Annotated in this window: 40 protein-coding genes; 35 read left to right on the top strand and 5 right to left on the bottom strand. The window is 60.7% G+C overall.

The window, feature by feature from the left end; all coding sequences use genetic code 11:
* The first annotated feature begins 1 nt into the window (after nt 1).
* From ACUN9V_RS05135 to ACUN9V_RS05005, 27 genes are all read left to right on the top strand, one after another.
* Nucleotides 2-289, top strand: coding sequence for a hypothetical protein (locus tag ACUN9V_RS05135; RefSeq protein ID WP_445510599.1), 288 nt, complete (start codon nt 2-4; stop codon nt 287-289).
* A complete protein-coding gene (locus ACUN9V_RS05130; RefSeq protein ID WP_445510598.1) occupies nt 286-786 on the top strand; it encodes a lysozyme in 501 nt (166 codons plus the stop codon). The genes ACUN9V_RS05135 and ACUN9V_RS05130 overlap by 4 nt, the downstream gene beginning before the upstream one ends.
* Nucleotides 783-1,157 (top strand): hypothetical protein, encoded by a 375-nt coding sequence (locus tag ACUN9V_RS05125; RefSeq protein ID WP_445510597.1) that lies wholly within the window; start codon nt 783-785, stop codon nt 1,155-1,157. The genes ACUN9V_RS05130 and ACUN9V_RS05125 overlap by 4 nt, the downstream gene beginning before the upstream one ends.
* Nucleotides 1,158-1,270: 113 nt before the next feature.
* On the top strand, nt 1,271-1,771 hold the full coding sequence (locus ACUN9V_RS05120; protein WP_445510596.1) for a phage tail protein: 501 nt from the start codon (nt 1,271-1,273) through the stop codon (nt 1,769-1,771).
* Complete coding sequence (locus ACUN9V_RS05115; RefSeq protein WP_445510595.1) at nt 1,758-2,213, top strand: phage virion morphogenesis protein; 456 nt, start codon at nt 1,758-1,760, stop codon at nt 2,211-2,213. The genes ACUN9V_RS05120 and ACUN9V_RS05115 overlap by 14 nt, the downstream gene beginning before the upstream one ends.
* A gap of 83 nt (nt 2,214-2,296) precedes the next feature.
* Entirely contained in the window at nt 2,297-2,935 is a 639-nt protein-coding gene (locus ACUN9V_RS05110; protein ID WP_445510594.1) for a phage baseplate assembly protein V, read from the top strand.
* Nucleotides 2,935-3,279, top strand: coding sequence for a GPW/gp25 family protein (locus tag ACUN9V_RS05105; RefSeq protein ID WP_445510593.1), 345 nt, complete (start codon nt 2,935-2,937; stop codon nt 3,277-3,279). The genes ACUN9V_RS05110 and ACUN9V_RS05105 overlap by 1 nt, the downstream gene beginning before the upstream one ends.
* Complete coding sequence (locus tag ACUN9V_RS05100) at nt 3,276-4,175, top strand: baseplate assembly protein (protein ID WP_445510592.1); 900 nt, start codon at nt 3,276-3,278, stop codon at nt 4,173-4,175. Before ACUN9V_RS05105 ends, ACUN9V_RS05100 begins: the two co-directional genes overlap by 4 nt.
* Complete coding sequence (locus ACUN9V_RS05095) at nt 4,172-4,987, top strand: phage tail protein I (protein WP_445510591.1); 816 nt, start codon at nt 4,172-4,174, stop codon at nt 4,985-4,987. Before ACUN9V_RS05100 ends, ACUN9V_RS05095 begins: the two co-directional genes overlap by 4 nt.
* Nucleotides 4,984-5,511 (top strand): phage tail-collar fiber domain-containing protein, encoded by a 528-nt coding sequence (locus ACUN9V_RS05090; protein ID WP_445510590.1) that lies wholly within the window; start codon nt 4,984-4,986, stop codon nt 5,509-5,511. Before ACUN9V_RS05095 ends, ACUN9V_RS05090 begins: the two co-directional genes overlap by 4 nt.
* Nucleotides 5,508-5,858, top strand: coding sequence for a hypothetical protein (locus tag ACUN9V_RS05085; protein WP_445510589.1), 351 nt, complete (start codon nt 5,508-5,510; stop codon nt 5,856-5,858). The genes ACUN9V_RS05090 and ACUN9V_RS05085 overlap by 4 nt, the downstream gene beginning before the upstream one ends.
* Before the next feature lie 7 nt (nt 5,859-5,865).
* A complete protein-coding gene (locus tag ACUN9V_RS05080; protein WP_445510588.1) occupies nt 5,866-6,141 on the top strand; it encodes a hypothetical protein in 276 nt (91 codons plus the stop codon).
* The gene (locus ACUN9V_RS05075; RefSeq protein ID WP_445510587.1) at nt 6,138-6,692 is read left to right on the top strand and encodes a hypothetical protein; all 555 of its coding nucleotides are present in this window, start codon (nt 6,138-6,140) and stop codon (nt 6,690-6,692) included. The genes ACUN9V_RS05080 and ACUN9V_RS05075 overlap by 4 nt, the downstream gene beginning before the upstream one ends.
* A 2-nt stretch (nt 6,693-6,694) precedes the next feature.
* On the top strand, nt 6,695-7,498 hold the full coding sequence (locus tag ACUN9V_RS05070) for a hypothetical protein (protein ID WP_445510586.1): 804 nt from the start codon (nt 6,695-6,697) through the stop codon (nt 7,496-7,498).
* Between the two features lie 14 nt (nt 7,499-7,512).
* The gene (locus ACUN9V_RS05065) at nt 7,513-7,812 is read left to right on the top strand and encodes a tail fiber assembly protein (RefSeq protein ID WP_445510585.1); all 300 of its coding nucleotides are present in this window, start codon (nt 7,513-7,515) and stop codon (nt 7,810-7,812) included.
* Complete coding sequence (locus ACUN9V_RS05060; protein WP_445510584.1) at nt 7,809-8,135, top strand: hypothetical protein; 327 nt, start codon at nt 7,809-7,811, stop codon at nt 8,133-8,135. Before ACUN9V_RS05065 ends, ACUN9V_RS05060 begins: the two co-directional genes overlap by 4 nt.
* Before the next feature lie 114 nt (nt 8,136-8,249).
* Nucleotides 8,250-8,735 (top strand): hypothetical protein, encoded by a 486-nt coding sequence (locus ACUN9V_RS05055; protein WP_445510583.1) that lies wholly within the window; start codon nt 8,250-8,252, stop codon nt 8,733-8,735.
* 190 nt (nt 8,736-8,925) lie between these two features.
* Nucleotides 8,926-10,110, top strand: a complete 1,185-nt coding sequence (locus ACUN9V_RS05050; RefSeq protein WP_445510582.1) for a phage tail sheath protein — start codon at nt 8,926-8,928, stop codon at nt 10,108-10,110.
* Between the two features lie 31 nt (nt 10,111-10,141).
* Nucleotides 10,142-10,654, top strand: coding sequence for a phage major tail tube protein (locus ACUN9V_RS05045; RefSeq protein WP_445510581.1), 513 nt, complete (start codon nt 10,142-10,144; stop codon nt 10,652-10,654).
* 78 nt (nt 10,655-10,732) lie between these two features.
* Complete coding sequence (locus ACUN9V_RS05040) at nt 10,733-11,047, top strand: phage tail assembly protein (RefSeq protein WP_445510580.1); 315 nt, start codon at nt 10,733-10,735, stop codon at nt 11,045-11,047.
* 26 nt (nt 11,048-11,073) lie between these two features.
* The gene (locus ACUN9V_RS05035) at nt 11,074-11,238 is read left to right on the top strand and encodes a GpE family phage tail protein (RefSeq protein ID WP_445510579.1); all 165 of its coding nucleotides are present in this window, start codon (nt 11,074-11,076) and stop codon (nt 11,236-11,238) included.
* The gene (locus ACUN9V_RS05030) at nt 11,192-14,614 is read left to right on the top strand and encodes a phage tail tape measure protein (protein ID WP_445510578.1); all 3,423 of its coding nucleotides are present in this window, start codon (nt 11,192-11,194) and stop codon (nt 14,612-14,614) included. Before ACUN9V_RS05035 ends, ACUN9V_RS05030 begins: the two co-directional genes overlap by 47 nt.
* Nucleotides 14,615-14,639: 25 nt before the next feature.
* Nucleotides 14,640-15,083 (top strand): phage tail protein, encoded by a 444-nt coding sequence (locus ACUN9V_RS05025; protein WP_445510577.1) that lies wholly within the window; start codon nt 14,640-14,642, stop codon nt 15,081-15,083.
* The gene (locus ACUN9V_RS05020; RefSeq protein ID WP_445510576.1) at nt 15,080-16,099 is read left to right on the top strand and encodes a contractile injection system protein, VgrG/Pvc8 family; all 1,020 of its coding nucleotides are present in this window, start codon (nt 15,080-15,082) and stop codon (nt 16,097-16,099) included. Before ACUN9V_RS05025 ends, ACUN9V_RS05020 begins: the two co-directional genes overlap by 4 nt.
* A 59-nt stretch (nt 16,100-16,158) precedes the next feature.
* Nucleotides 16,159-16,437 (top strand): DUF2188 domain-containing protein, encoded by a 279-nt coding sequence (locus tag ACUN9V_RS05015; RefSeq protein WP_445510710.1) that lies wholly within the window; start codon nt 16,159-16,161, stop codon nt 16,435-16,437.
* An 85-nt stretch (nt 16,438-16,522) separates the two neighbouring features.
* Entirely contained in the window at nt 16,523-17,398 is an 876-nt protein-coding gene (locus ACUN9V_RS05010) for an endonuclease (RefSeq protein ID WP_445510575.1), read from the top strand.
* A gap of 36 nt (nt 17,399-17,434) precedes the next feature.
* Nucleotides 17,435-18,346, top strand: coding sequence for a hypothetical protein (locus tag ACUN9V_RS05005; protein WP_445510574.1), 912 nt, complete (start codon nt 17,435-17,437; stop codon nt 18,344-18,346).
* Here the strand turns inward: ACUN9V_RS05005 and ACUN9V_RS05000 are convergent, their stop codons facing one another.
* Nucleotides 18,347-18,697: a hypothetical protein gene (locus ACUN9V_RS05000; protein WP_445510573.1), complete on the bottom strand. Its 351-nt coding sequence runs from the start codon at nt 18,695-18,697 to the stop codon at nt 18,347-18,349.
* Nucleotides 18,698-18,861: 164 nt separating this feature from the next.
* Here ACUN9V_RS05000 and ACUN9V_RS04995 point away from each other — a divergent pair, with 164 nt between their 5' ends.
* A complete protein-coding gene (locus tag ACUN9V_RS04995; protein WP_110642234.1) occupies nt 18,862-19,305 on the top strand; it encodes a LexA family protein in 444 nt (147 codons plus the stop codon).
* Complete coding sequence (locus ACUN9V_RS04990) at nt 19,302-20,579, top strand: Y-family DNA polymerase (protein ID WP_445510572.1); 1,278 nt, start codon at nt 19,302-19,304, stop codon at nt 20,577-20,579. Before ACUN9V_RS04995 ends, ACUN9V_RS04990 begins: the two co-directional genes overlap by 4 nt.
* On the opposite strand, the gene ACUN9V_RS04985 is transcribed toward ACUN9V_RS04990, so the two are convergent.
* The 4 genes from ACUN9V_RS04985 to ACUN9V_RS04970 all read right to left on the bottom strand — a co-directional run bounded on the left by ACUN9V_RS04985 (nt 20,576) and on the right by ACUN9V_RS04970 (nt 24,485).
* Nucleotides 20,576-21,232: an SOS response-associated peptidase gene (locus ACUN9V_RS04985; protein WP_445510571.1), complete on the bottom strand. Its 657-nt coding sequence runs from the start codon at nt 21,230-21,232 to the stop codon at nt 20,576-20,578. The two genes, ACUN9V_RS04990 and ACUN9V_RS04985, sit on opposite strands and share 4 nt — an antisense overlap.
* A gap of 143 nt (nt 21,233-21,375) precedes the next feature.
* Entirely contained in the window at nt 21,376-22,557 is a 1,182-nt protein-coding gene (locus ACUN9V_RS04980; protein WP_445510570.1) for a hypothetical protein, read from the bottom strand.
* Nucleotides 22,558-22,560: 3 nt separating this feature from the next.
* Complete coding sequence (locus ACUN9V_RS04975; RefSeq protein ID WP_445510569.1) at nt 22,561-23,751, bottom strand: hypothetical protein; 1,191 nt, start codon at nt 23,749-23,751, stop codon at nt 22,561-22,563.
* A gap of 41 nt (nt 23,752-23,792) precedes the next feature.
* Nucleotides 23,793-24,485 (bottom strand): XRE family transcriptional regulator, encoded by a 693-nt coding sequence (locus ACUN9V_RS04970; protein WP_445510568.1) that lies wholly within the window; start codon nt 24,483-24,485, stop codon nt 23,793-23,795.
* A 49-nt stretch (nt 24,486-24,534) separates the two neighbouring features.
* Here ACUN9V_RS04970 and ACUN9V_RS04965 point away from each other — a divergent pair, with 49 nt between their 5' ends.
* The 6 genes from ACUN9V_RS04965 (at nt 24,535) to ACUN9V_RS04940 (ending at nt 26,746) form a co-directional block, all read left to right on the top strand.
* On the top strand, nt 24,535-24,741 hold the full coding sequence (locus ACUN9V_RS04965) for a hypothetical protein (protein WP_445510567.1): 207 nt from the start codon (nt 24,535-24,537) through the stop codon (nt 24,739-24,741).
* A 17-nt stretch (nt 24,742-24,758) separates the two neighbouring features.
* Nucleotides 24,759-24,986, top strand: coding sequence for a hypothetical protein (locus ACUN9V_RS04960; protein WP_445510566.1), 228 nt, complete (start codon nt 24,759-24,761; stop codon nt 24,984-24,986).
* Between the two features lie 29 nt (nt 24,987-25,015).
* Entirely contained in the window at nt 25,016-25,210 is a 195-nt protein-coding gene (locus tag ACUN9V_RS04955; RefSeq protein WP_445510565.1) for a hypothetical protein, read from the top strand.
* Nucleotides 25,207-25,431, top strand: coding sequence for a hypothetical protein (locus tag ACUN9V_RS04950; protein WP_445510564.1), 225 nt, complete (start codon nt 25,207-25,209; stop codon nt 25,429-25,431). Before ACUN9V_RS04955 ends, ACUN9V_RS04950 begins: the two co-directional genes overlap by 4 nt.
* A gap of 232 nt (nt 25,432-25,663) precedes the next feature.
* Nucleotides 25,664-26,185, top strand: a complete 522-nt coding sequence (locus tag ACUN9V_RS04945) for an ogr/Delta-like zinc finger family protein (RefSeq protein WP_445510563.1) — start codon at nt 25,664-25,666, stop codon at nt 26,183-26,185.
* Between the two features lie 174 nt (nt 26,186-26,359).
* Nucleotides 26,360-26,746: a hypothetical protein gene (locus tag ACUN9V_RS04940; RefSeq protein ID WP_445510562.1), complete on the top strand. Its 387-nt coding sequence runs from the start codon at nt 26,360-26,362 to the stop codon at nt 26,744-26,746.
* Nucleotide 26,747 lies beyond the last annotated feature (1 nt).

Here is a 26,747-nt window from a genome sequence, read left to right as displayed (position 1 = left end):
CATGACACCCCGGATCCGACACCACAATCACAAGCCCGACCCGCTCGTCGTGCTGATCACGCTACTCATCGCAAACGCAGGGATGGTTATGGCCCAGCAGCTCAGCATTTCAACCGAAGCCGTCAAGGCAACGCCGCCGGCCATCGTCTCGTTGCTCCACGCCGGCGGCATGACCCCGTCGGACTGGATCACGATCCTGACGCTTGCGTATCTCGCTCTGCAGATCGGCCTGATCGTGCCCAAGTACCTCGCACAGATCCGCGCCTGGCTCGACCGGAGAAAGTCATGAAGAACATCAGCCGCTGGCTCGGCGGCGGCGCCGTCGGTGGCGCGTGCGGCCTCGCGCTGTCGCTGGCCATCGGTGTCGTCAGCCACTACGAAGGCACCGAGCTCGAGGCGTATCCGGATCCGGTCGGCATACCCACGATCTGCACAGGCCACACCGGCCCGACCGTTGAGCTTCACCAGACCAAAACGCCGGAAGAGTGTGAGGCGCTACTCGCCGGCGACCTCGGTACCGCATTCGATGCCATCGACCGCAACGTATCGCCGGAGATCAATGCGACGATGCCGCCCGCCCGCCGTGCCGGAATCGCCTCGTTCATTTTTAACGTCGGTGTGGGCGCATTTCAGCGCTCGACCCTGCTCGAACAGCTCAACGCCGGCAACGTCCGCGCCGCCTGCGATCAGCTCAAGCGCTGGGTATACGCCGGCGGCCGACAACTCGCCGGGCTGGTCAAACGACGCGCCACCGAGCGCGAACTGTGTTTGATGGGGCTCGAATGAAGGCCCGGATTCTCGCGGCTCTCTTCGCCGTCGCTATTACCGCAGCTGCTGCCGCCGGCTGGCTCACTCGGGGCTGGCTCGAAGATAGCCAACGCCTGACAGCCATCGAAGCCGCGCAGGCCACCGCCGACAAAGCACTGGCCCGCGAATCCGTCATCGCCGGCGTCGTCGAAGCCCGGCTCTCAACGCTCGACGCCAACGAACGCGTCATCGACCGGGGAATCGTCCGTGAGATTGAAAAACCGATGTATCGCAACGTCTGTCTCGGTGCTGATGCTGTCCGCCTGCTCAACAACGCCGCCGCCGGGCGAGCCCCCGATTCAGCAGAACCTGATACGCAAATGCCCGACGACGCTACCCCCGCTGACTGACGGCACCGGCGGTGATCTCGTGCTGACCATGCGCGATTGGGCCTGGCAGTACCACGACTGTGCGACGAGACATAACGGCCTAGTCGACGCCCTGAACGGAACGGACGCCCTCGATGAAGAAACTGACCGCCCTACGCCAGCATCTGATTGACGCCGTTCCCGGGCTCGCCCGCGATCCCGACAGACTGCTGACGTTCGTCGAAGATGGCTCGATTGAATTCGCCCGCGGCCCCAACCTCTCCCACGGCTACACGTTCACCGCCCAGCTGGTGCTGACGGACTACGCCGACGAAATCGACGCAGTGATGATTCCGCTGCTCGACTGGCTCTCGATCTACCAGCCCGATCTCGATCCGAAGCAAGCCGTCTCGTTCGAAGCCGAGATCCTCAGTAACAGCGCCGTCGATCTCGCGCTACGCGTCCAGCTAACCGAGCGCGTCGTCGCTCGCCGAGACTGTGAAACCGGCCGCATCGAAGCCGAGCACCGCATGCCCAAGTTCGAAGATCCCGCCTGTGGCGTGCGCTGGGAACTGCTGATCCGCGAACGCCTCGGCGGCGATTTTATCTCCATCGCCGAGTGGGAAACGCCGGGAGAAGATAGTGGCCAGCGATGATCTCCAGCAGCTCGACGACTGGCTAGGCCCGCTCCTCGCCCGCCTCCAGGCGCATGAACGTCGCCGCCTTGCCCGCCTGGTCGCAACCGACCTGCGCCGCAGCCAGCGCGAACGCATCAAGAGCCAGCACAACCCCGATGGCTCCCCGTTCGCCCCGCGCCGCTCCCGCGATCGCCAGGGCACCATCCGTCGCGATGCCATGTTCTCCAAAATCCGCACTGCAAAATATCTGCGCACAAGATCCAGCCCCAACGCTGCCACCGCCGGCTTTTTCGGCCGCGTGGCCAGCATCGCCCGAACCCATCAATACGGCCTGCGAGATCGAGTTACCGAAAACGGCCCCCGCGTGAAGTACGCCGAACGCGAATTGCTCGGGTTCAGCGATGCCGACCGGAAGCGCGTCAGCGACGGGATCCTCGATTTTCTGGACGGCGACCTGTAGCCGCCCGTTCTACAACGCGCACCGCTCGCCAGCCGCCGCCACCGTGAGGACGATAGCGGCATAGCCACTCAGCCCGGACCGTCATGAACTCCGTCGAAATTGCCCGACTGCTCAACAATCTGATCCGCATCGGCACGGTCGAAAAAATCGATCACGCTGCCGCTCGGGTGCGCGTGCAGTCCGGCGATCTGCTCACTGACTGGATCCCTTGGCGCGAGCAACGCGCCGGCAAGACCCGCACATGGAACCCGCCGACGAAAGGCGAGCAAGTCTTGCTATTCGCCCCCGGCGGCGAGATGCGCGGCGCCATCGTAGTGATGGGCATCAACTCCAGTGAAAACCCTCCGCCGGTCAACGACCCAAACCTGACCCACTGGCTAATGCCGGACGGCGCCGTGATCGAGTACGACCACGAAGCGAGCCACCTACGCGCCACGCTCCCCGGCTCGGCATCGATCGACGCCCAGGCCGACGTCACCGTCACCACCGCCGCCAAACTCACCGCCACGGCCAAAGGCGGCGCGATCGTCAACGCCAATACCGTCATCAACGGCAACCTCACGCTGAACGGCAATTTCAGCCAGCCGAGCGGCAAGACCGCGACCATGGCCGGCGACGTCAAATTCACCGGCGCCGTGACCAGCAACGGCAAGAACATCAGCTCGAGCCACACGCATGACGACGTCCAGCGCGGCAGCCAACAATCGGGCGAGGTCTCCTGATGGCTGGCATGAACCGCATCACCGGCACAGCGCTAGACGGCGTCGAACACATCCGCCAATCCGTCGCCGATATCCTCACCACACCGATCGGCTCCCGCGTCATGCGCCGGGATTACGGCTCGCTGCTGCCCGAACTGATCGACCAGCCGCTCAACGGCGCCACCGCGCTGCGCGCCTACTCGGCAACCGTCGTAGCCCTCATGCGCTGGGAACCGCGGATCCGCGTCAAACAGATCACTCGCACCGTCTCCACCGAGCGCCCCGGCCGGCTGACGCTGGCGATTGCGGCAAACCGAGTCGACACCGGCGACGGTGAGCCTATCGACGTGCAGGTGACGCTATGACCACCGCGATCGACCTCTCCCAGCTCCCCGCGCCGGACGTCATCGAGACCATCGATTTCGAGACGCTGCTCGCCGAGCGAAAGTCGCGCCTGGTCGCGCTCTACGCGGCCGATGAGCGCGCCGACCTCGCCGCACGTCTCGAACTCGAATCCGAGCCGCTGAACAAGCTGCTGCAAGAGAACGCCTACCGCGAGATCGTCTTTCGCCAGCGCATCAACGAGGCGGCGCGCGCCAACATGCTCGCCTTCGCCCGCGCGTCAGATCTCGACCAGCTCGGCGCGAATTTCGACGCCGAGCGGCTGGTGATCGACGCCGGCGACCCGGACGCCGTGCCGCCGGTATCGGCCACGCTCGAGAGCGACACCGAATTCCGCTCACGCATCCAGCTCGCATTCGAATCGCTTTCCGTCGCCGGCCCCGTCGGTGCGTATGAGTTCCAAGCCCGCGCCGCGCATGCGGACGTGCTTGACGTCTCTGTCGAGAGCCCCGAGCCGGTCGATGTCATCGTCACGATCCTTTCCCGCTCCGGCGATGGCATTCCCGGCGCCGATGTGCTCGACGCCGTGCGTGATCACATCGACGAGCGCCGGCCGCTGACCGATCGTGTCACCGTGCAGCCGGCCACCCTCGCCGACTATGCGATTACCGCCACGCTGACGCTCGAGGACGGCCCGGACGCCGATGTCGTCGAAACCACCGCACGCCAACGCCTCAACGCCTACGTCGATTCACGCCACCGCCTCGGCGCCTGGGTCACGCGCAGCGGTATCCACGCCGCATTGACGGTCGAGGGCGTCGCCGCCGTCACCCTCACCGGCTGGTCTGATCTCCGCGCCGAGCCCAGCCAGGCGCCCAGCTGCACGGCCGTCACCGTCACGACAGTGAGGCGCACATGAGCCAGCTACTGCCCCCGAACCGCACCGCGCTCGAGCGCCGCACCGCCGAGGCGCTCGTCATCGAGCCGCCGGTGCCGTTGCGAACGCTCTGGGATCCGGCCACCTGCCCGGCGCACCTGCTGCCGTTTCTGGCATGGGCCTATTCCGTCGACCACTGGTCGTCGGCGTGGTCGGAGCGCGTGCAACGCAATGTCATTGCCGCATCGTTCGACGTGCATCGTATGAAAGGCACCCGCACCGCGATCGATCGGGCGCTCGGCGCCCTGGGCGTCGACGTAACGATTGCCGAATGGTTCGAGACCACGCCGAACCTTGAGCGCGGCACGTTCAACGCCACGCTCTACGTCAACGAGAACCTGGTACCGGATGCGCCGGCGCTGATCGGTCCCGAGCTCTACGAAGAGCTGCGCGCAACGATCGACGCCGCCAAGAACGCCCGCAGTCACTACAGCCTGCGCGTCGGCGTGAAGTTTGGTCCCAACACGCTCGGAGCCGGGGGCGGCATGAGCGCCGGCGCGCTGAGCGACAACGACGCTCGCCCGATCTATCGCCCCGTCGCGGCGACTGCCGGTCTCGTCACGGCGGCCACGGCAACGCCCGGCGCGTTCACATGTCGCGATGCGTCAGCCGATTATCGAACGCCCACGCTGCGCAGTGGATTGGCCGCCGGTGCCGCGACCACCGCCCGCGCCGTCGGCCGATTCAGTACCGAATCCCGCAACCGCGCCTCGATCGCCCCGGCCCGACTGCTCGCCGCCGCCACCTGCCGCGCATTCGCACTCACACACCGAACAATGGAGACACCCGCATGAGTACGGCCCTCGTCCCGGTCATCACGCTCGACGGCATCAACGCCGTATTCAACGCCCAGGGCGACGGCGTCGCCGCGCGCATCACGCATATCGCCCTGGGTGACAACGGCCGCACGCCCAGCGCCAACGAAACCGGGCTCAAAAATGAACGCCGCCGCATCGAGATCGCCGACGGCGAACGCATCGGCGACCAGCAGATCCACGTCACCGGCGTGGTCGATGGTGACGGCCCGGAATTCTGGGTGAGAGAAGTCGGATTCATCCTGGATAGCGGCGCGATGCTCGCCGTCTGGTCGGACACCCGACCGCTCGCTTACATCTCCAATTCGGTACCGCTGCTGCTGGCCTTCGATCTCCGGCTGGAAGCCCTGCCCGCCGAATCCGTGACGGTCGAGAGCACCGGCGCGGATCTCTCACTCGCCGCCTGGGGCGAGCAGTACGCAGCGAACGCGGCGGCGACGCTCGCCAACATGTCCGAGACGTTAAAACTTCACTTCCGCGTGCTGGAGCTTGAGAAGCGATGAGCGCACCGCTGATCAGCGTCGTCGCCGGTACCACCTACGCGTTCGAGGTCGAGTGGTCGACCGAAGACGCCGAACGCTCAACGCCAGTGGACCTCACTGGGGCGACAGCGCGATTCGTCATCGCGACGGCCGCGCGCGACCTGGTCGAGCTGACGGAGGCCGACGGCATCACGATCACGCCCGAGACCGGCGCCCTCGCCGTTCGGATCCCGCCGCTGGCCACTGTTGGATGGGAGCCTACGGACTGGAACGGCGCCCGCTATGAACTACGCGTGACGCTGGGCCGAGACGTCTACTCGCTGCTGATCGGGGCCGCCCGTCTGCTGGACGGTGTCATCGACGACTGAGGACCACATGAACCAGAAACACCGCATTGACGTACGCCTGGCCGGCGGTCAGACGATCACCATCAAACGCCCCGAAGCACCGCGCCAGGTCGTCAGCGCCGGGCGCCAAGGGCCGGCCGGCACGCTCTCGGTCCATGACCTCGCCCGCGTCAACGCCGCCGTGGCGCAATCCGCCGAAGCCTCGCGCGAGGCCCGCGCCGCGAATCGCGCCGTCACGGATCTCGTCGCCGAGCTCACTAACGTGTTCGACCACACCACCGGAAAAACCGAGGCCATGACATGAGCCTGACCGAACAGATTTCAGGGCTTCGCACCGCGATCAGCAATGCCCTCGGCGCGATCGACGGCAAGCTCCGCAACAAGGCGAACCTCGAGGACATCTACCCGCGCACCTATCTCGACAACGCCGAGAACACTCTAGGCGCCGGCGCATCTCGCGCTGCCCGCCTGACGACCGCGCGCGCAATCAGCCTCGGCGGCGATGGCCAGGGAATCGTGACATTCGACGGATCCGGCGACGTCACACTGACGCTCACCGTGCCTGCGCTCGCCGATAAAGCGGACATCGCCGACACCCTGACGCCCGCCCAAATCGATGCCCGGGTCCAGGCACTGATCGGATCGGCTCCTGAGGCACTCGACACGCTTAACGAACTCGCGGCCGCGCTCGGCAACAACCCGAATTTCGCCGCCACGGTTCAGCAACAGCTTGGCGAGAAAGCGACCAAGGCGCGCGTCGACGCGCTCGAGCAGACGCTGAGTGATGGATTCGTAGAACTCGCCGACGCCTTCCGCGACGGCATCACGCAAATCAACACCACGACAGGAGCATGACCATGAGCGTTATGGATGAAATGAAAAACGTCGTCACCGTCGGCCGGGAATTGCTCTCGACCGTGAGCGGCAAGATGAGAGAGATCGACGATAAAGTCGATGAAGCGACGGCGAGTGTGCCTAATACGCTGCGAAATATGCTCGATATTCAAACATTTGTCGATGGAATCAGCGGCGATGACAAAAACTCGGGTGAATTATCAAGTGCCCCTAAAAAAACGCTAGCGAGCGCTCTTGAGAGAGGTGTTTCGGGCTGTACGCATAAGATTTTTTTAGGGGAAGGTCAAACGTACGTCGTTGATAAAAGCATCAGTTTTAATAATCAAAATCTGATGCTGTACAACTCAGGAAATGCAGGAACCCTGAGTAGCCGCGCCGTTGTTTACTTCAAGGGTTCGACGGATAAAACGCCTTTCTCTTGGAGTCTGACACAAGGCTCTTTAACATTTTACGGTCTAGTTATTCGTCACCCCGCAGCAGACGGAATTATTCCTGAATCGGCATCCGAGATTTCAAACGCGCTGATTCGTAGCGTTGGGGCCATCGTGGCGCTCGATTATCGCTACAACCTCGCAACAACAGTGGAATTCGGAGAAAGCCCGTATTCGATATTGGTCACAGCAGACCGAGCACTCGCGACACTGGTGCTCGCTGTATCCGAAGCGACGGGGATCGCTGGCAAGTTGGTCGCGAATCGCTACGGAGGTGCTGCACTGATCCGCGTCGGAGCACATTCTTCTGATGAAGGTATAGAGATGTATCCGGCAGGCGCTGATGCCGTCTCTTTTGATTATCTGATTCCCTGAACCGAGGACAACACATGAAGATAAACTATGACAACCGTACGTACTACGCAGGTAGCCGCGAGCAATTTGAAGCGCAGGGATTGCCAGATGCGATCATCGACGCCGCGATCGCCGACCAGCAGTGGGCCGAAATCCGCGCCCGCCGCGACGCTCTCCTCCGGGCAAGCGACTACGCCGTGATGCCGGACTACCCGCTGACCGACGAGCAGCTCGCCGCCGTCAAACAGTATCGCCAGGCCCTGCGCGATATTCCCGAGACTGCCGATGCTCCAGATGCGATCGAGTGGCCCGAAAAACCGGAGGTACTGTCATGAGCCGATCCAACTGGGAACACGTCGGGTTCGCCTTGCTGATCATGATCACCCTCTCGGCGTTACTCGCCCTGATCGGGGTCGAGAGCCCGGTACTCATCGGCTTCGCCGTCGCTGTGACATGGTTCATCGCGCGCGAATGCACTCAGCATGAGTACAAGCTCGGCGTGCATCGCGGCTGGACCTGGGGCGAAACACTGCCGGTGAAATGGTGGGAAGGAATCGCGAAAGGCTGGACGCGGGATTCCCTGCTCGACTGGCTCGCCCCGCTGATCGCCTGCCTGCTGCTGCTCATCGCGCTCTCGCTGCTGCCGGCTCCGAGCTGACGCGATCATCGCTGACCACCGAAGCCCGCCACGCGCGGGCTTTTTCGTGTCCGCTCCTCAAGAACGTCATCCTCAGGCCGATGAACCTTTGACATTCATTGACGCGGGGATCTCGTGAAAAAAGCCACTGTCTTTCTCGGGGCAATTTTACTGGCGTTAACCACAGGTCTAGCTCATGCCGACCGTCAACTGTCGGAAACCATGATCAGGAACGCCAAAGAAGCCGGATTTACAGGCTGCGAAGACACGATGAGGCGCGTATATGACAGCTTTCCCGGTGATAATATAAAAACTACAACAGTAGCCAACCAATCTACAGACTTTATAAGATTCATTTCCACCGCTGGGCATCAAGGCGAGGCGATGTTAAAAGACACTACCTTTATAAGGCACGAAGACAGGTGCGCGGCCACCACATCATTGCAGCTTACCTCTTCTAAAAGCTGCGCAGCACTGCTCGCCTACGATGAAAGACTTGAATATGAGGGAGAGACTCCAGATTACTTATGGTTTTCAGCGAAAAACTCTTCCGCAACAACTGTCTTGAAACAAATAAATGGCGTCTGCCATATCACCGTTAGCAATTATTCGAGCAGCTAACACACGCCCCGTCCTGTTGAAGCCCGCCGCCCGGCGGGCTTTTTCATGTCTACGCGCCACGGCCAGCTGCGCGGCCACCGCCGATAATGGTAGAGCCCCGTTCTACAACGCCAACCGCTCGCCCCAGCCTACCAGCCCCCACACCATGAACGCCTGACCATTCCCATCGCTCCCCTGATCAGGACTCGACATGGCTCTCGACCAATACCACCACGGCGTTCGCGTCGTCGAAATCAACGACGGCACGCGCACCATCCGCACCGTTTCCACCGCCGTTATCGGCGTCGTCTGCACCGGCCCGGATGCTGACGCCAACGCATTCCCGCTCGACACCCCGGTCCTCGTCACCAGCGTCTCCAGCGCCATCGGCAACGCCGGTACCCAAGGCACGCTGCGTCGCACGCTGCAGGCGATAGCCGACCAGGCCAGCCCGATCGTGGTCGTCGTGCGCGTCGCTGAGGGTGACGACGAAAGCGAAACGACCTCGAACGTCATCGGTACCGTGACAGAGAACCACCGCCGCACCGGCCTGCAGGCGCTACTAACCGCTGAGAACCGACTCGGCGTCAAACCGCGCATTCTCGGCGCACCGGAACTCGACACCCAGCCGGTGGCCACCGCCCTCGTCAGCATCGCGCAGGATCTCCGCGCGTTCGCCTACGCCTCGGCGTTTGGTGCCAACACGCTGACCGACGCGACGAGCTATCGCGATCAGTTCGGCGCCCGCGAACTCATGATCATCTGGCCCAACTTCGAAGCGTTCGACACCGCCGCCGAGGAAACCGTCACCGTCAGCGCCGTCGCCCGCGCGCTCGGCTTGCGCGCCAAGCTGGATACCGAAAACGGCTGGCACAAAACCATCTCCAACGTCACCGTCAACGGCGTCACCGGCATCAGCGCCGATGTGTTCTGGGATCTTCAATCGCCGGACACCGACGCTGGCATCCTCAACGCCGCCGACGTCACCACACTCATCAATCAATCCGGCTACCGCTTTTGGGGCTCGCGCACCTGCGCTGGCCCGGAATCCCTGTTCCCGTTCGAGAACTACACCCGCACCGCGCAGATCCTCGCGGACACGATCGCCGAGGCGCATCTCTGGGCAATCGATAAACCGCTCCACGCCTCGCTGGCGCGGGACATCATCGAAGGCATCAACGCCAAGATGCGCGAACTCAAGTCGCTGGGCTACATCGTCGACGGCCGCGCCTGGCTGAACGAATCGCTGAACACCGCGACATCGCTCAAAGCCGGCAAGCTGCGCATCGATTACGACTACACCCCGGTACCGCCGCTCGAGGATCTCGGGTTCCAGCAGCGCATCACCGACACCTACCTGGCCGACTTCGCCGACCGCGTCGCCGCGCTCAGCTAATCGCCACCGAACAACGACAGGAGCCTGACACATGGCACTCCCCCGCAAACTCAAATCGATGAACCTGTTCGGCAACGGCGACAACTGGCAGGGCACCGTTCAGTCCGTCACGTTGCCCACCCTGGCCCGCAAAATGGAGGAATGGCGCGGTGGCGGCATGGACGGCACCGTCGGCATCGATACCGGATTCGACGGCCTCATGACGTGCGAGTGGACCGTCGGCGGTCTCGTCGAGGCCATCTTCGACAATTTCGGCTCCAGCCGAATCGACGCCGATCTACTCCGCATGACCGGCAGCTACGAGTCTGATGACGACGAGGAAAAAATCCCCGTCGAGGTCGTCATGCGCGGCCGTCACACCGAGATCGACATGGGCGATGCCCAGGACGGCGAGAACACCGAACACACCGTCACGTCGACGCTCAGCTACTACAAGCTGAACATCAACGGCGCCACCGTCATCGAGATCGACCTTCCGACGATGCTGTTTGTCGTCAACGGCGAAGACCGCTACGCCCAGCGCCGCGCCAATATCGGCCTGTAATCGGTGCATTACGTCAGCCCCGACAGAATCCCGCCACCCCCGCCGGGGTGGTACGACCTTGAAACGAGAGTGGAACCCATGACCGAGAAAGCCGCCAAGACCAGCGCCAAAACCTCCGACCCGATCGAGCTCGACGAGCCGATCAAACGCGGGGAAACCACCATCGACACCATCACCCTGCGCAAGCCGTCCGCCGGCGAACTGCGCGGCGTGGCCCTGGCCGACGTGCTCCAGCTCAACACCGACGCGTTGATCAAACTGATTCCGCGCCTCTCGAATCCCAGCCTCACCGAGCCCGAAGTGCGCCAGATGGACCCTGCAGACCTGGTCCAGCTCGGCGGCGAGATCGCCGGTTTTTTGCTCTCGAAGCGGGCCAAGGGCGAGGCCGCATAAGCCTGCCCGGCAACGTCGAAGACGCGATGGCGGATCTCGCCATCGTGTTCCACTGGACCCCCACCGACTGCGCGGAATTCACCCTCCGCGAACTGATGGACTGGCGCGAGCGCGCCCGCAAACGCTCATCCTCCGAGGACTCCCATGGCGCGCGATCTCAAACTCCAGGTCATCCTCGACGCCGTCGATAAGGTCACCAAGCCGCTCAAGCGCGTCACCGAAAGCAGCAGCGAAACCGCCAAGGCACTGAAGGCCAGCCGCGATCAGCTCAAGAACCTGGAACGCGCCCAGAAAGACCTACGCGGGTTCAAGGAACTCAAGCGCCAGGCATCCGAAAGCGGCGACGCACTGAAAGCCCAGCGCGAACGGGTCAAAGAGCTATCGCGCCAGCTGCGCACCACCGAAGGCGATACCGCCGAGCTCAACCGCGAGCGCGACCAGGCCATCAAGAAAGCCCGCGAACTCTCGCGCCAGTATGCCGCCCAGACCGACAAGGCCCGTACCCTGCGCCGCGGCCTGCGCGATACCCACGGCATGACCGGCAAACTGTCGGACGCCGAGCGCGATCTCGGCCGCAAGATTCGCAGCACCACCGACGACATCGATCAGCAGCGCCAGCGCCTACGCAGCCTCGCCGACGCGCAGCGCCGGGCGCAGCAAGCCTCCGACCAATTCCATCGCGGCATCGGCCGGACGAACGCCATCCGCGGCGCCGGCATGACTGGGCTGGCCACCGGCGGCGCCGGTCTCTATGCCGGCGCCCGGATGCTCGCGCCGGGCGTTGCCTACGGCGAGCAAATGAGCGCCGTGCAGGCCGTCGGTCGATTCGACGCCGATGATGAGCGTTTCAAGGCGCTCAAGCAGCAATCACGCGATCTCGGATCCTCGACCGCCTTCAGCGCCAGCGAAGTCGGCGCCGGCCAAGAGTTCCTGCTCCGCGCCGGCATGAGTGCCGAAGCCATCAAGACGTCAATGGGCGACGTGCTCAACCTGGCGTTGGCCAACAACACCGAGCTGGGGCGCACCGCGGATATCGCCTCCAACATCGCCGGCACCTTCAAGATCGACCTCGAGAAAGAGGGGTCGATGGGCCACGTCGCTGATGTGCTATCCGCCACGGCCAGCCGAGCCAACGTGGATCTGGAAAAACTCGGCGAAACCGTCAAATACCTAGGCGGCGCAGAAGATCTCGACCTGACGCTGGAGCAAGCCAGCGCCATGGCCGGTCTGCTCGGCAACATCGGCATTCAGGGCAGCCAGGCCGGTACCACGCTGCGCGGAATGATGAACAGGCTGACCGACCCGTCGAAGGAAGCCGCCGGCGTCATCGAGAACCTCGGCATTCAGGTATCCAATGCCGACGGCCAGATGCGGGACATGCCCGACATCCTCCGCGACATCAACGCCGCCACCAAGGATCTCGGCAACGCGGATCGCAAACAGGCGTTACAGCAGATCTTCGGTGCCGAAGCCGGCAGCGGTATGGCCGAGCTCGTCAGCCAGATGAGTACCGGAGCGCTGGATGATCTGATCGCCAAGCTGCAGGTAGCGAACGGCGAAAATGACCGCATGGCCAAGACCATGGCCAACAATATCGGTGGCGATCTCAAGGGCCTGAAATCGGCCTGGGAAGAGGTCGGCATCTCGATCACCGACACAAACGAAGGCCCGCTGCGAGGCCTGATCCAGAACATCACCGCCATTACCCGCGGCGTCGGCAACTGGATAAAACAGAATCCTGAACTCGCCGGCGGCATCGCCAAGGCCGCCGCCGGCCTCGCCGCGCTGGTCGCCGTGGGCGGCGCGTTCACTATCATGCTGGCCTCGATCCTCGGTCCCATCGTCACCGTGCGCTATGGCCTCGCCATGCTCGGCGTCCAAACCGGCGGTCTGGGCGGCAAGGTCTTCTCTTTTACCAGCAAGATCCTTCCGGCGCTGGGTAACGCCCTGCTCTGGGTTGGCCGCGTGTCCGCTATCGTGGGGCGCGCCTTCCTACTCAACCCGATCGGCCTCGCCGTCACCGCGATCGCCGGTGCCGCGTATCTCATCTATCGCAACTGGGGTTCCATCTCCCAGTTCTTCAAGGGCCGCTGGGCCGAGGTCAAAGCCGCGTTCGATGGCGGCATCGGTAGCGTCATGCAGCTGCTACTCAACTGGAATCCGATTGGGCTGCTTTATCGCGGCATCACCGCCGCGCTATCCGCGCTGGGCGTCGACATCCCCGAGAAATTCAGCACTCTGGGCGGCGCCATCGTCGACGGCCTGATCGGCGGCGTTACCGGCAAGCTCGGTGCCATCAAAGACACCATCACCGGCCTCGCCGGCAGCGTGAAGGGCTGGTTCGCCGATGTGCTGGGTATCAACAGCCCGTCGCGCGTGTTCGCCGAGTTCGGCAGCTGGACGGTCGAAGGCCTGATCAGTGGGCTAACCAGTAAGCTCGCCGCACTGAAGGACAAAGTCACCGGCATCGCCAGCAGCGTGAAAGGCTGGTTCGCCGACAAGCTCGGCATCCACTCCCCATCCCGCGTGTTCGCCCAGCTCGGCGGCTACACCGTGGACGGCCTGAACGTCGGCCTCGATCGCCAGCGCGACGAACCCGCCCGCCGGATTGACGAGATCGCTCGCCGTGTCAAACGTGCCGGCGCCGGCATCGCCCTGGGCGCGATGTCACTACCCGCCGCCGCTGCGCCCGCGATCGATGTCTCACAGATGCCGGACATGCCCGGGGTCCGGGCCAGCATTGAGCGGCCCCAGCTACCCGACCTCGACACGATCCGCGCCCCGCGCATCGACGTGCCGCAACTGCCGTCGCTCAACGCCCCGCGCATCGAGACACCGCGCCTACCGGATCTACCCGGCATCCGCGCCAGCATCGAACGGCCCCAGCTGCCCGACCTCGGCACGATCCGCGCCCCGCGCATCGATGTACCGCAGCTGCCGTCGCTCAATGTCCCGCGCATCGACACGCCACGCCTGCCGGATCTGCCCGGCATTCGTGCCAGCATCGAACGGCCCAAGCTGCCCGATCTCGGCACGATTCGCGCGCCGCGCATCGACGTGCCGCAAGTGCCGGCGCTCAACGTCCCGCGCATCGAGACACCGCGCCTACCGGATCTACCCGGCATCCGCGCCAGCATCGAACGGCCCCAGCTGCCCGACCTCAACACGATTCGCGCGCCGCGCATCGACGTGCCGCAACTGCCATCGCTCAACGCCCCGCGCATCGACGTGCCGCAACTGCCGTCGCTCAACGCCCCGCGGATCAACATGCCGGCAATGCCGGATCTCGCCGCCCTGCGTGTGGGGCTGGATCTACCCGAGCTGCCCACGATCGATGCCAGCGCCGAGCCGATCCAGTTCGACACCCGCCCGCCGATCAGTGCCGGCGGTGGCCAGCAGGTCAACGACAACAGCATCACCCTCGGCGACATCAACGTCACCGCCTCGCCAGGCATGGACGAGCAAGCGCTAGCCCGCAAAGTCGCGCAGGAAGTCCAGCGCGCCCTCGCCGACGCCCAGCGTGAGCAAGCCGCCCGCGGCCGCTCGTCGATGTGGGACCGCGAATAGCGAATCAGAAAAGGAGATACCCGCGATGCTCATGGCGCTCGGCATGTTTGTGTTCGAAACCAGTAGCGTGCCCTACCAGCAACTCCAGCGCGCAACAGAATGGCGCCACGCCTCACAGTCCCGAGTTGGCGACCGGCCGGCGTATCAGTTTATCGGCCCGGGAACGGACACCATTACCCTCACCGGCACCTTGCTACCGGAATTCACCGGCGGGCGGCTGGACCTGGACGATATCCGCGACATGGCTGATCAGGGCAAGGCGTGGCCATTGGTTGAAGGTACCGGGCGGCAATATGGGCTGTGGGTCATCACCAAGGTCAATGAAACGTCGAGCGTGCTGTTTCGTGACGGCGCCGCCGGAAAGATCGAATTCACGCTCTCGCTCGAGCATGTCGACGATGACAGAACCGACCTGCTCGGCGATTTCACGACCTCATCACTCGCCCGCCTCGCCGGGGCCTACGCATGAGCGCCGCCAACGGCTACCACCGCCCTGGCTATCGCATCACGCTCGACGGGCAGGACATCACCCCGCGCATCAACGGCCGGCTGATCAACCTGCGCATCACCAGCCAGCGCGGTGGCGAAGCCGATCAGCTCGATATCAGCCTGACCGATCATGACGGCCGCCTGGCGCTGCCCCCTCACGGCGCCCCGCTGAATGTCGCCATCGGCTGGCACGACGAGGGCCTTATCGATCGCGGCGTGTTCATTGTTGACGAGGTCGAGCACAGCGGCTCGCCGGACCGGGTCACCATCCGCGCCCGCGCCGCCGACATGCGCAACTTGCTACCCGGTAAGCGCTCGCAGTCCTGGCATGACATCACCATTGCCGAGATCGTCGACACCATCGCCAAACGGCACGACCTCACCCCGATCATCGGCGAGACTCTGGGCGGCATCCGCATCGGACATATCGACCAGACCGACGAATCGGATCTCAATTTCATCACCCGGCTGGGCAAGCGATTCGACGCCATCGCCGCGGTGAAATCCGAGCGCATGCTGTTTACGCTTGCCGGTGAAGCACTCACAGCCAGCGGCCTCGCCCTGCCCCGCGTCTCGCTCACTCGCCGCGATGGCGACCAGCACCGCTACAGCCGCACTGATCGCGACAGTTATACCGGCGTGCGCGCCTACTGGAACGACACCGCCGGCAGCAAACGGAAAACGGCCATCGCCGGTACCGGTGACAAATTCAAGGATCTGCGCGATACCTACGCCACCGAAGCCGATGCCCTCGACGCCGCCAAGGCCGAGCTGCGCCGCATCAACCGCGGCAAAGCCACGTTCGAACTGACCCTCGCCCACGGCCGTGCCGACCTCATGCCCGAAACGCCGCTTACACTCACCGGCTGGAAAGCCGGCATCGACGGCCCCGACTGGCTCACCACCCAAGTCGAAGACAGCCTCGACGGCAACGGCTACATCACCCGTGTACGGTGCGAGTTGGCAACATCTCTTTTGTCTGAGCGAACTGCTTAAGAGGTATTGTGAAACGCCACATACCCATATACGGTAGATTTTTGTACACCTACCACTACATGGTGTGCATTTTCAAAACTCGATATTGGTGTGAGGTGAGCGTTATGAGCAGAAAAGAGCATCATGTCGTCCCGAACCCGGATGGAGGATGGGACGTAAAACGGGACGGTGCTGATCGATCCAGTGGCCACTTCGATACGAAAGCGGAAGCTATGGATTACGGTCGGGGTGTTAGCCAAAACCAGGGTACCGAGCTAATTCCTCATGGCCGTGATGGGAAAATCCAGAACCCCGACAGCCATGGCAGAGATCCGAATCCGCCCAAAGACAAAAATTGAGCCCAACCATCAGGTCCTTTTAGGGCCTGATGCATTATCAGTGCCTTACCCCTAAAATCCGCGCCTGCTGAAACCGGAGCCCAGCATGCGCTTATTGATTTTCGTTCTCTCGCTACTCGCCCTACCCGCCCTCGCCGCGCCGCCCACTTCCTTCTCCGCCGCCAAGCGGATCGCCGAGGACCAGGTCTACTACGATCAGGATCAGACGTTCTACTGCGGCTGCGAATTCGATTTCGATGCGGGGCCGGATCTCGCGAGCTGCGGCTACGAGATCCGCAAACAGCCCAAGCGCGCCGCGCGGATCGAGTGGGAGCACGTCATGCCCGCTTATGATTTCGGTCGACAGCGCCAGTGCTGGCAGGACGGCGGGCGGCGCAACTGCCGCGCCAACGATCCCGTGTTCCGGCAGGCCGAGGCGGATCTGGTGAATCTCGTGCCATCGGTTGGCGAGGTGAACGGTGACCGCTCCAACATGCGTTACGGGATGATCGCCGGCGGCGACGCTTACCAGTATGGCCAGTGCCAAGCAAAGGTCAGTTTCCCCGAGCGCACCTTCGAGCCGCCGGCGGACGTGCGCGGTGACGTCGCACGCACCTACTGGTACATGCGCGACACCTACAGCATCCAGATCAGTCGGCAGCAACAACAGCTGTTCCAGGCGTGGGCCAACGCCGACCCGGTGAGCGACTGGGAGCGGGAGCGAAACCGGCGTATCGCCGCGATCCAAGGCAGCGGCAACCCTTATGTCGACGAGACGGCGCCGACGATCCGACAGGTGGCCGAGTCCCCGCGCCCGGAGCCACTTCAGTCAGCGAACGACGACGGTTTCAGCTGCACGACGCGCAAGACCTGCGGGCAGATGCGGTCCTGCGCCGAGGCGCGGTTTCACCTTGAGCAGTGCGGCAATGGTAGGCTGGACGGCGACAACGACGGCACGCCGTGCGAGTCTCTGTGTCGTTGAATCATTCAAAAAACGGTAATTGACGAGCTAGTCGATATGACGATTCAGATTCGGAATGCGCACTATATAAAATTAGGCTCGGGCGGCAGTTGGGAACGCGAGGCCATTGCCGAAGGTGTTCTGCTATTTGGGTATCACCAGACTCCCATGGAGATGTGCGAACGGGGAGACTGGGATGCAGTGAAGCAACTGTGGCTTGAGCGGCGGAAAGGTAGCGCTGGAGCAGCCACGCGAGACACGCAGCAGATAAGGACTTTTCACGAGTCGACTGCAGAGGACGTTTTCATCACGATCCATGACAGCTGTCTCTATTGGTGCCGCCCAACGGGAGCCGTTTGGCGTTTGGACGATGATAGACGTTGCCGCAAGACTTTGGACGGCTGGCATCGCCATTCGATTACGGGCACGCAGCTCTCGACGGATCAGCTTTCGGGCCGGCTACTGCGGGTGCAAGGGTTCAGAGGGACCATTTGTCAGGTCGGCCCCAAGGCGTATTTAGAGCGCAAGATCAACGGGATAGAATCACCCGACGTCTTAGCGGCTCGGCAAGCCGAGGAGGCGCTAGTTGCCGCCAATATCGCTCTGATGAAGCAACTGACATGGCAGGATTTCGAGCTATTAGTCGATCTCGTGTTCGCCGCCAGTGGATGGCGTCGCGTGGGTGTCATGGGCAAGACGCAGAAGCACGTCGATCTCGAGCTGCTACTTCCCACGACTCAAGAACGAGGCTTCGTGCAGGTCAAAGCTTCGACTAACCAGCAACAGTTCTTGGAATACTGGGAAACCCACGAGTTGAGCCAGACATTTCACAAGATGTTCTTCGTCTGGCATACGGGAAAGGTGGTGAAGCCTGAAGGCTGCGATGCACATCTGATTGGCCCCAACGATCTAGCCCGGATGGTAGTCGACGCGGGGCTGTCTTCTTGGCTCCGCGATAAGGCCTCCTAATCACACCACATACCGCCGCGCCTGGCTGACCACCACGCCCAACAGCATCTCGTCGTGAGCAAAGAGCGACTCCCGGCCGTGCAGCGGTATCAACCGCACGCGGCCGCCGATTCGCCAGGCTCTCGCCAGCAGATGCTCGCCTTCCACCTTGGCGATCGTCAGATCCTCATTGCCGATCATCCGGTCTTCGTCCGCGATCAGCACATCGCCCTCGATCAGCGGGCCGTCGAAGCCAGCACCCGCCTTCAGCTCAACCGCGAAACAGCTCGCCGGCCAGCTTCCCAGGTCATAGCCAATCAACGCCGGATGCCCCAGCCCCATCATCAGCGGTCCCAGATATTGCACCTGCATGACGTCCCCACGTATGCAAAATTTTCATTATCGGCCCAAGCCGCGCCGTGGCCGGTCTCGTTCCGTTTTCGTCCACCGGGCTACCAAAGAATCATTTGCCCGGCGCTCGCTTTTCAATAAATACTGTATACCCATACAGCATTTCAAAGGAAGGCGAATGCACCATGTCCAACGTCAAACTGCTCGGCACCCTGCGGCCGGATTCACCCCGTCTTGAGATTCCCTGCCCCGACGTACTCGCCCGCTGCGGCATCGCCGGGTTCGCCAGCCCCGCGGAGGACTATGCCGGCCGGTCGTTCGATCTCAACGAGCGCTATATCAAGCACAAGGCCGCGACCTTCCTGTTCCAGGCCGTGGGCGACTCGATGGAGGAATACCGCATCCAGGAAGGCGATTACCTGATCGTCGATCGCTCCGTCACCGCCCGCGCCGGTCACATCGTGCTGGCGTTGGTGGAAGGCGAATTCATGGTCAAGAAGTGGATCGAGCGCGGCCAATGGCAACTGCTCTGCTCCGGCGGCAACCGTTACCCACCGATTCCCCTCAACGGCGTCGAGTCGCAGATCTGGGGCGTCGTGCGCTCGAACCACATCGAGTTCCCGGTATGATCGCGATCGTCGACTGCAACTCGTTCTACGTCAGCTGTGAACGGCTGTTCCAGCCTCACCTGAACGGCAAGCCCGTCGGCGTCATGAGCAACAACGACGGCTGCGTCATCGCGCTCAGCAACGAGCTGAAAGCGCTCGGCGTCAAGATGGGCACCCCGGCCCACTATCTGAAGGAACAGGTCGCCCGCGGCGAGATCACCCTGTTCTCGAGCAACTACGAGCTCTACGGCGATATCAGTAGCCGAGTCCAGGCGGTGCTCGAAGAATTCAGCGCCGGCATCGACCCGTATTCGATCGATGAATGTTGGGTCGACTTCTCTGGATTTGCCCCCGGCCAGCTCGAAGAGCACGCTCGGGAACTCCGGCGCCAGGTGAAGCAGTACACCGGCATACCCGTCTCGATCGGCGTCGCCCCCACCCGCACGCTGGCCAAGGTGGCCAACCGCGCCTCGAAGAAGATCGAAGGCTTCGGCGGCGTCTGCGTGCTCTACCCCGATAGCTCCCAAACCAAAGGCCTGTTGCAGCGTTTCGAATTGGGCGACGTCTGGGGCGTCGGCCGCCGCCTCGCCGAGAAGCTCAGCGGTATGGGTATCCGCAATGCCTGGGATCTCCGCTGCCAGAACGCCAAGGAGATCCGCCGCCGCTTCTCGGTCACGCTCGAGCGCACCGTGCTCGAGCTGCAGGAAACCCCCGCCATCGAGATGATCGGCATGGACTTCGCGCGCGAGCGCATCATGACCAGCCGCAGCTTCGGCCGGCTCACCAATGACAAGGGCGAGATCCGCGAGGCGATCCGGCAGCACGCCCAGCGCAGCGCCGAGAAACTGCGCAAGCAAGGCTCGCTCTGCCGCGCCGTGCTCGTCTTCCTGCGCACCAACCCGCACCGGCAGGATCTCGCCCAGCACAACCCCAGCATGATCATCGAACTGGACAACCCCACCGACGACGGCCGCACCATCGTCGGCGCCGCCATTCAGGTACTCGAACGCCTGCACGCGCCGAACAAGCGCTACATGAAAGGCGGCGTAATGTTGATGGAGATCTGCGACCGCGCCACCGAACAGCTCTCCCTGCTTAACGCGCCACAAAGCGACGCCGACCGGGAACGCAGCGAAAAGTTGATGGGCGTGATGGACGAACTGAATCAAAAGATGGGGCGCGGCACCGTCAGGATCGGCACGCCGAGTGCGGGCGCGGCCTGGCACCTGCGCTGCGCGCATCGATCGCCCCGTTACACGACAAGATGGGATGAGATACCGGGAGCCAAGGGTTAGGCCGGATTTAGGAGCCCCTCGTCATCCCCCTCGCCCGGCTTGTTCATGCGGGTAGAGACAGCCCAATGCGTGAACGCCTCGGCGGGGACATGGCGCACGAAGCGTCGGATGGTCTCGCGGTCGGTCAGGTTGGGATCCAGCCAGGGCTCGATGCTCTCATCGGTCAGAATCAACGGCATGCGGTCGTGAACGTCAGCCGCTGAACCGCGGGCGGGTTCGGTGATGATCGCGGCGCCCGGCTTGCCGTCGGCGCGCTCGGTCCAGATGCCGGCGAAGAAGAACGGCTCCCGATCCTCTCGGCACAGAAAGTGCGGCTGCTTCGGTTTGGTACCGGGCAGCCACTCGAACCAGCCATCGGCCGGGATCAGGCACCGATGACGCTGAAACGCCGCCTGGTAGAACTTGGAGGTGGCCACCGTCTCGACACGGGCGTTGATCGGCTGCGGCGCTGTCTCCCCCGCCCACTCCGGCTTATAGCCCCACCACACGTTATCGAACGTCAGTTGCGGATCATCCGCCTGCCGACGAATCGACGCGATCCACGTTCCAGGCGCCACGTTGTAGCGTGGCGCCGGGGGATGATCGACGCGAAGCTCACCGACGCGGTGAGCGAATCGCGGGTAGTTGCTGTAGAGAGAGAAACGGCTGCACATGGCTACAGGGTAGATGGCAATAGCGCTCTATGCCGCTGGACCAACGAGATCGAATTAACCGATGCGATGAGCGAATCGCGGAGTTGTGATTTATAGATAAACGCGGCTGAATACTCAGCTTGTTCAATAAATTAAATCAAAACTCATGCTGGCAATAAAACTTCAGCTTTATAAGTCAGATAGAAATATTCCAGAAGGTCTAAGCAGATATTATACACACAAGACCACTGCTTATCGTCTAGCTCGTAAATTGCTTCGCCTCTATCATAATCTTCATGATGAACATTTTGATTTCTCAATGCGTAAATAAAAGTAGAGAGGCGTTCCGCTAGAACACTTTGCTCGGGGTATGGAAAATCAGGGCTAAGTTTCACGCGTGACTGAAAACCTGCTAACTCACCCTGCTCATTGACATTGATATTTAGCTCATCTTTAATATCCCTAAGGTACAATGTGGAAAGAACTCCGTTAGTTGCTGCAAGTTGAAACATCTGCGCTAGAGAATCGCCATGTTTCAAATTCCAATCAATACTACTTTTAACAACTTTTTTTATGGAGCGTGACGACTGAGAAAGATTTAGCTTAGCTTTTAAATCAAGCATCCATGGAACATAGTAAAAACTTTCAAAACAACGAAATAGATCAACGAATGCTTGAGAGTAAGAGGACGAAATCAGGCTTCGGTAAATATTTGGTGAACTAGCATGAGGTAATGCAGACAAGCTTGTCAGCCTTTCAGGGTCGTAACTAAGCTCAGTGTGCGGTCTAAAACTTGGAAATTTCTGAGCAAGAACTACCTGAAGGTGGCTACTTTCGAACATTAGCAAAACGGGAATTTCAAACACTATAACTTGTTCATATAAACTCATAACATCATGGAGGGATACTTCGGGCGACTTAGCAAGAAATTCCGAGCCATCATATCCAAGAACATTGTATAATTCAGATAGAGTAACGGCGTCATCTACACTTATAGTACCAGACGAATTCACGAGAGCAAGAAAATGGCCATAATCAACCTCAACATAATCCAAGCCAAAATCGATCAAAGCATCTATCAAGTTTGGCTCTTGAAAAATCTGGGGTAATACCAAAGCAACATATTTGGCAGCATCTATGCTATAACATAGCATTTTATATCTAGGATATAGCCATGTAACACGTAAGCTTTCTGCATTAAATCCACGCAAAGCATGATCAATGTTTACCCTGTCCTCCTTGGTTAAACCTTCAGCATTAGTTTTATGATACCCCTCTATATACTGAACCTCCGCCTTATCACAAAGAGGCAGAAACATCCCTTTGATTTTATCTCTATGATTCATATGCTATCCCTGCGCTCTCCAACAAGGAGACATATCCGTGAGCTCGTAGGCATTATCTATCATGGATGCGAAAGCTTGACGGAAAAAATCTCGCTCATTCCTTCCAACTTGAGATACTTTTCGGTTAGATAACGCGGTATTTAATAGATCTAGTTGCAAAAAGTCTCTGAGCCGATTTTCATCCATAGCAGACATAGCTTTTAATAACTGGTCTAAACGGTCTGAAGCATCTTGCATTTTTTCCTCAGCAGCGTCCCAGTCAATTGCAAAGCCTGGCCCTTTGAAAAGAAAGTTAGAGAATGCCGTCACGAAGCCTACGAGAGCAGGAAAAGCAGCGAAGACCTTTCGGCCTGAAGTGAACTTCAGCTGGCCTTCATCAGTGAAAGCATCGGATATTCGATCAAACTGCGTATCAAACTTTGCCAAATAATCAAAAACTTTTACAAAATAGTCCAAAAAGAGATCGTTAGATAATGCTTCAACCATATCCAGCTTGGCGAAATCTTCCGCAACTCTATCTTTCAAATCTACTTCTGTACGCCGAGAAGAGAAGGTCAGAAACAGCTCAATTACGGCTTTACTTTGGTATTGACCAGCTTTAGTTCTTCTTCGGCTCTCTTCAGACTGAACAAATATCTCAGAAACGTTAACAACCTTTTCTTTTATTTTATTTAGTAGAGACTTGTAAACAGTATCTAGCTGACGAACAATATCCCAAGGCACCTGCCCGGTATTGAGGATAAGCATTCTGTATATTAAACTATGAACGTCCTCTGACATCCAGAACTCAACCCTAATTTCTCTTCTAGTTAACTCATCGCCCTCTAGCGCCTCAATAAGAGCTGTAGTCCTTTGCATGCCGTCGATTATCGAGATATCAGAAGAGAATCTTTGTACAAAATCTTCGATAGAAAACCCGTCGCCCCTCACTAATTTACGGTAAAAATCGCCATCCACAACAGCCCCTAAAACTAAAGGCGGCAAGACAGTTCCATCTCGAATGTCTTGTACCATACGGCCACGAATCTTGGATGCGGTCGTAGTTTTTAAAGGTGCCCTTTGCCCTTCAATATTACCCTTATTTCCGTATACGTCATATACAAGGCTTAAGTATCTATCAACTGACATTACGGTCATAATAGAAATACATTTATTTCGTTCATCAACTAACGGATGCGGCTCTACCGTGAACATATAATCACCGTGAATATAATTCGACTAAAGTTGTTTTCAGTTCAAAAAACCCTTCCCACCTTCCGCCATGCCTGCCCAATGATCTCCACCCCGCCGAGATCCTCCGGCTTTATCAGTTCCCGCTCATAGGCCGGGTTATCACTGATCAGTAGCCAAGCCCCACCGGCCACACGCTGTACGCGCTTTAGTCGTAGCTCATCACCCATACGCAGCAGGAACACACCATCCGGTGTGCGCTGGGCGCGATTGACCAGCACCTGTTCGCGGTCGCGGATCGTGTCGCCCATGGAATCGCCACGCGCGGTCACGCCGACCACCTGGGCCGGATCCACGCCCTCAGCCTCGAATAGCTCGACGGGCAGATAGAACGTCGACTGGATCGTCTCGGCATCGAACATGCGACCCGCCCCCGCTGCCGCCTCGATGTCATACATCGGCACTGGCTCGGTGCCTCTCATCAGGGCGACTGGTTCAGGAGAAGCCGTGATATCCAAACGAGATCCGTAAAGGACGAAATGCACGTCGACACCGATTTGCAGTATCCGTTCGAGATACGCGGTATCAGGATGCCGTTTGCCGGTTTCGTAGTTGGACTGCGCGACTTTCTTGACGCCGCCGATGGCGCCGAAATCCTCTTGAGACATACCCAATCGGGTACGCTCCTGCCGCAACCTTTCGCCAATGTTACTCAAAAAGGAATTCTCACTCTTGACAGATATCCGTTTGGATATCATTCTGAGTTCACAAAATCATTTAGCGTCACACTAACTCGGAGCTTACCCCATGGACGTCAAGCCGTCGAAGCCCACTCGTAGTCCGCGAGGCGTTGAAAAGCCTGTCGCGATGCGTCTTCTCCCCGAAGAGCGCGCCGAACTGGAGCGCATCGCGGGCGAGGAAGTGCGCTCGGCCGCCTCCATGGCCCGAATCATCTATCTGCGCGGTGTCAGCCATTACCGCCGTCACACCCCCACTCAACCGCCCATTCAGTAACGCAAGGAATCGCCGCCATGCAACAGAACAGCAAGCGCCTCCGCGCCCATCGCACTGGCATCAATCTGGATGAATACGAAGACAACCTGATCGATGCGCTGGTCGATTACACCGGCATCGAGAAAGCCGCCCTGCTGCGCCAGATGGTGATGCGGGAAGCGCTCGAAATGCTGGGCGTACGCGACATCCATGAGTTCGATGCCGTCAGTGTCGCTGTTTCGCAGACGATTCCGAAGCTCCATTAAGGCCCGCCAAAGGTCCTCAAGAGGTGCCCATGCCCAATACACGCCAAACCACGTTCGACGCCGACCCCGATACACAGCGGGTGCTGGAGGCGGTACGTGATCAGCAGGGGCTGGAAACGACCGATCAGGCGGCCGAATTCCTGGTACGGCGTCGCCTGCGGCTCATGTCCCAACGCGCGGCCGGTCCACGCACGCTGGCCCCGGTAAGGAGAAACCGATCATGAACGAACAACGACTATTCAACCCGACACCCGATCAGGAGCGACTAGCCGATGAAACCATCGCTAGAGCGATTGGCCAGCTTGCCCAACATCAGCAGCTACCGAGACAGACGCTCAAGCAAAGCGCGACCGATCTCGCGGCCGCACTGCGTGCAGGCTTCGAGGCATTCAGTCGCCCTGAAGCGAGCGGTAGTAGTCCGCAATCTTCTGATGAGCAGCGGTAACGCAATCACCCATGTGTTCGCCCGTATTTCTTGTCGTTCCTGATGTTGTGTTGAAAGCACCGCTTTTCGCCATCTCGAGGATGACCTCATGCGCGGCCCAGTTGGGCGAGCTCTTAGGAAGCTTGATATCGCGTTCTGCCATTCGGCACCTCATTCGGATTGTGGAGTTGAAGCGTGACTTTGCGTAACGCAACGAAACACTTATCACAACTAGACCTCGGAGCGTAACCCGATGCGCAACCTATGGACCTGCCCAGAGTGCGGCGCACCAAGTCGAATGCGCCATTCGAAGTTGCTACCGGGCGGGCCTGGCGTGACCTACCAGCAGTGCACCGAACCCGCGTGCGGCTGGTGTGGCAATGCCACGCATCTGGCGAAGAAGACCATCGTTGCATCGGCACTGAGCGAAGAAGAGAAAACGTTCTGCCGCCGGGAGGTCGCAATCCAACGCGATGCACGCCGCCCGGAATGGGAATGCTTCGAATGCCACTCACGCTGCATCGTCCGGACGTCGAAACAGATGCTGAGCGACTACCGCGTTACCTATCTGTTTTGCACCAACGAGTACTGCGGCTGGCACGGCAGAGGCGAATACGTGGTGGACGAAACCATCAGCCCTAGCGGGATCCCGAACCCCGAATACCAACGCCGGTTCGCCAAGCATCTGCCCTACGAGATGAAGCCGATGAAGCCGCCGAAAGACATGTTCCACGAACTGCTCTTAACCCAGGGCCGGGAGGGTGACCGTGTTTGACCGAGCCTGCCCCGACTGCAAGGCGCGCGTGACGATCCGCACGTCGAAACAGCTCCATCAGCACTACCGCGTGTATCACGTCCAGTGCCGATGCGGATTCCGAGGCGTTGCGGATAACTGCAACCAACGAATTACCAAGCGCTTCACCTAAGCCACTCCTAACGGAGAAACACCATGACCATCGCAACCGCTCCCGCTGGCTTCAAAGCCGGCCGGGCCCCTCAGTTCGACTCTGAAAACACGGCGATCGGGTATTTGCTGCGCTACGGCCGGGGGCTGAAACGCGCCACGGCGCTCGAAAACTGCACCCAGTTTTTGATGAGCGAGTACGACCTGACCGAGTCCGCCGCCGAGTTAGCCGCCATTCACGCCAGCGCCGAGCTGGAATCGCTCAATCAGGTGGCGTGGATCGACCTCGATGCCAGCACGGCCCAGGTCGTCGTGCTGCGCACCGCCGGCGGCACGCCGATTCCGTTCACGGTCGGCGACCTGCTCGCCCAGCGAGAACAGGCCCGCGACCGCGGCGCCCTGCGGGTCATCCAACCGCGTCCCATCCAGTGAA

Source organism: Salinicola sp. V024 (assembly GCF_052645315.1).
This window is presented reverse-complemented; position numbering and strand designations above follow the sequence as displayed.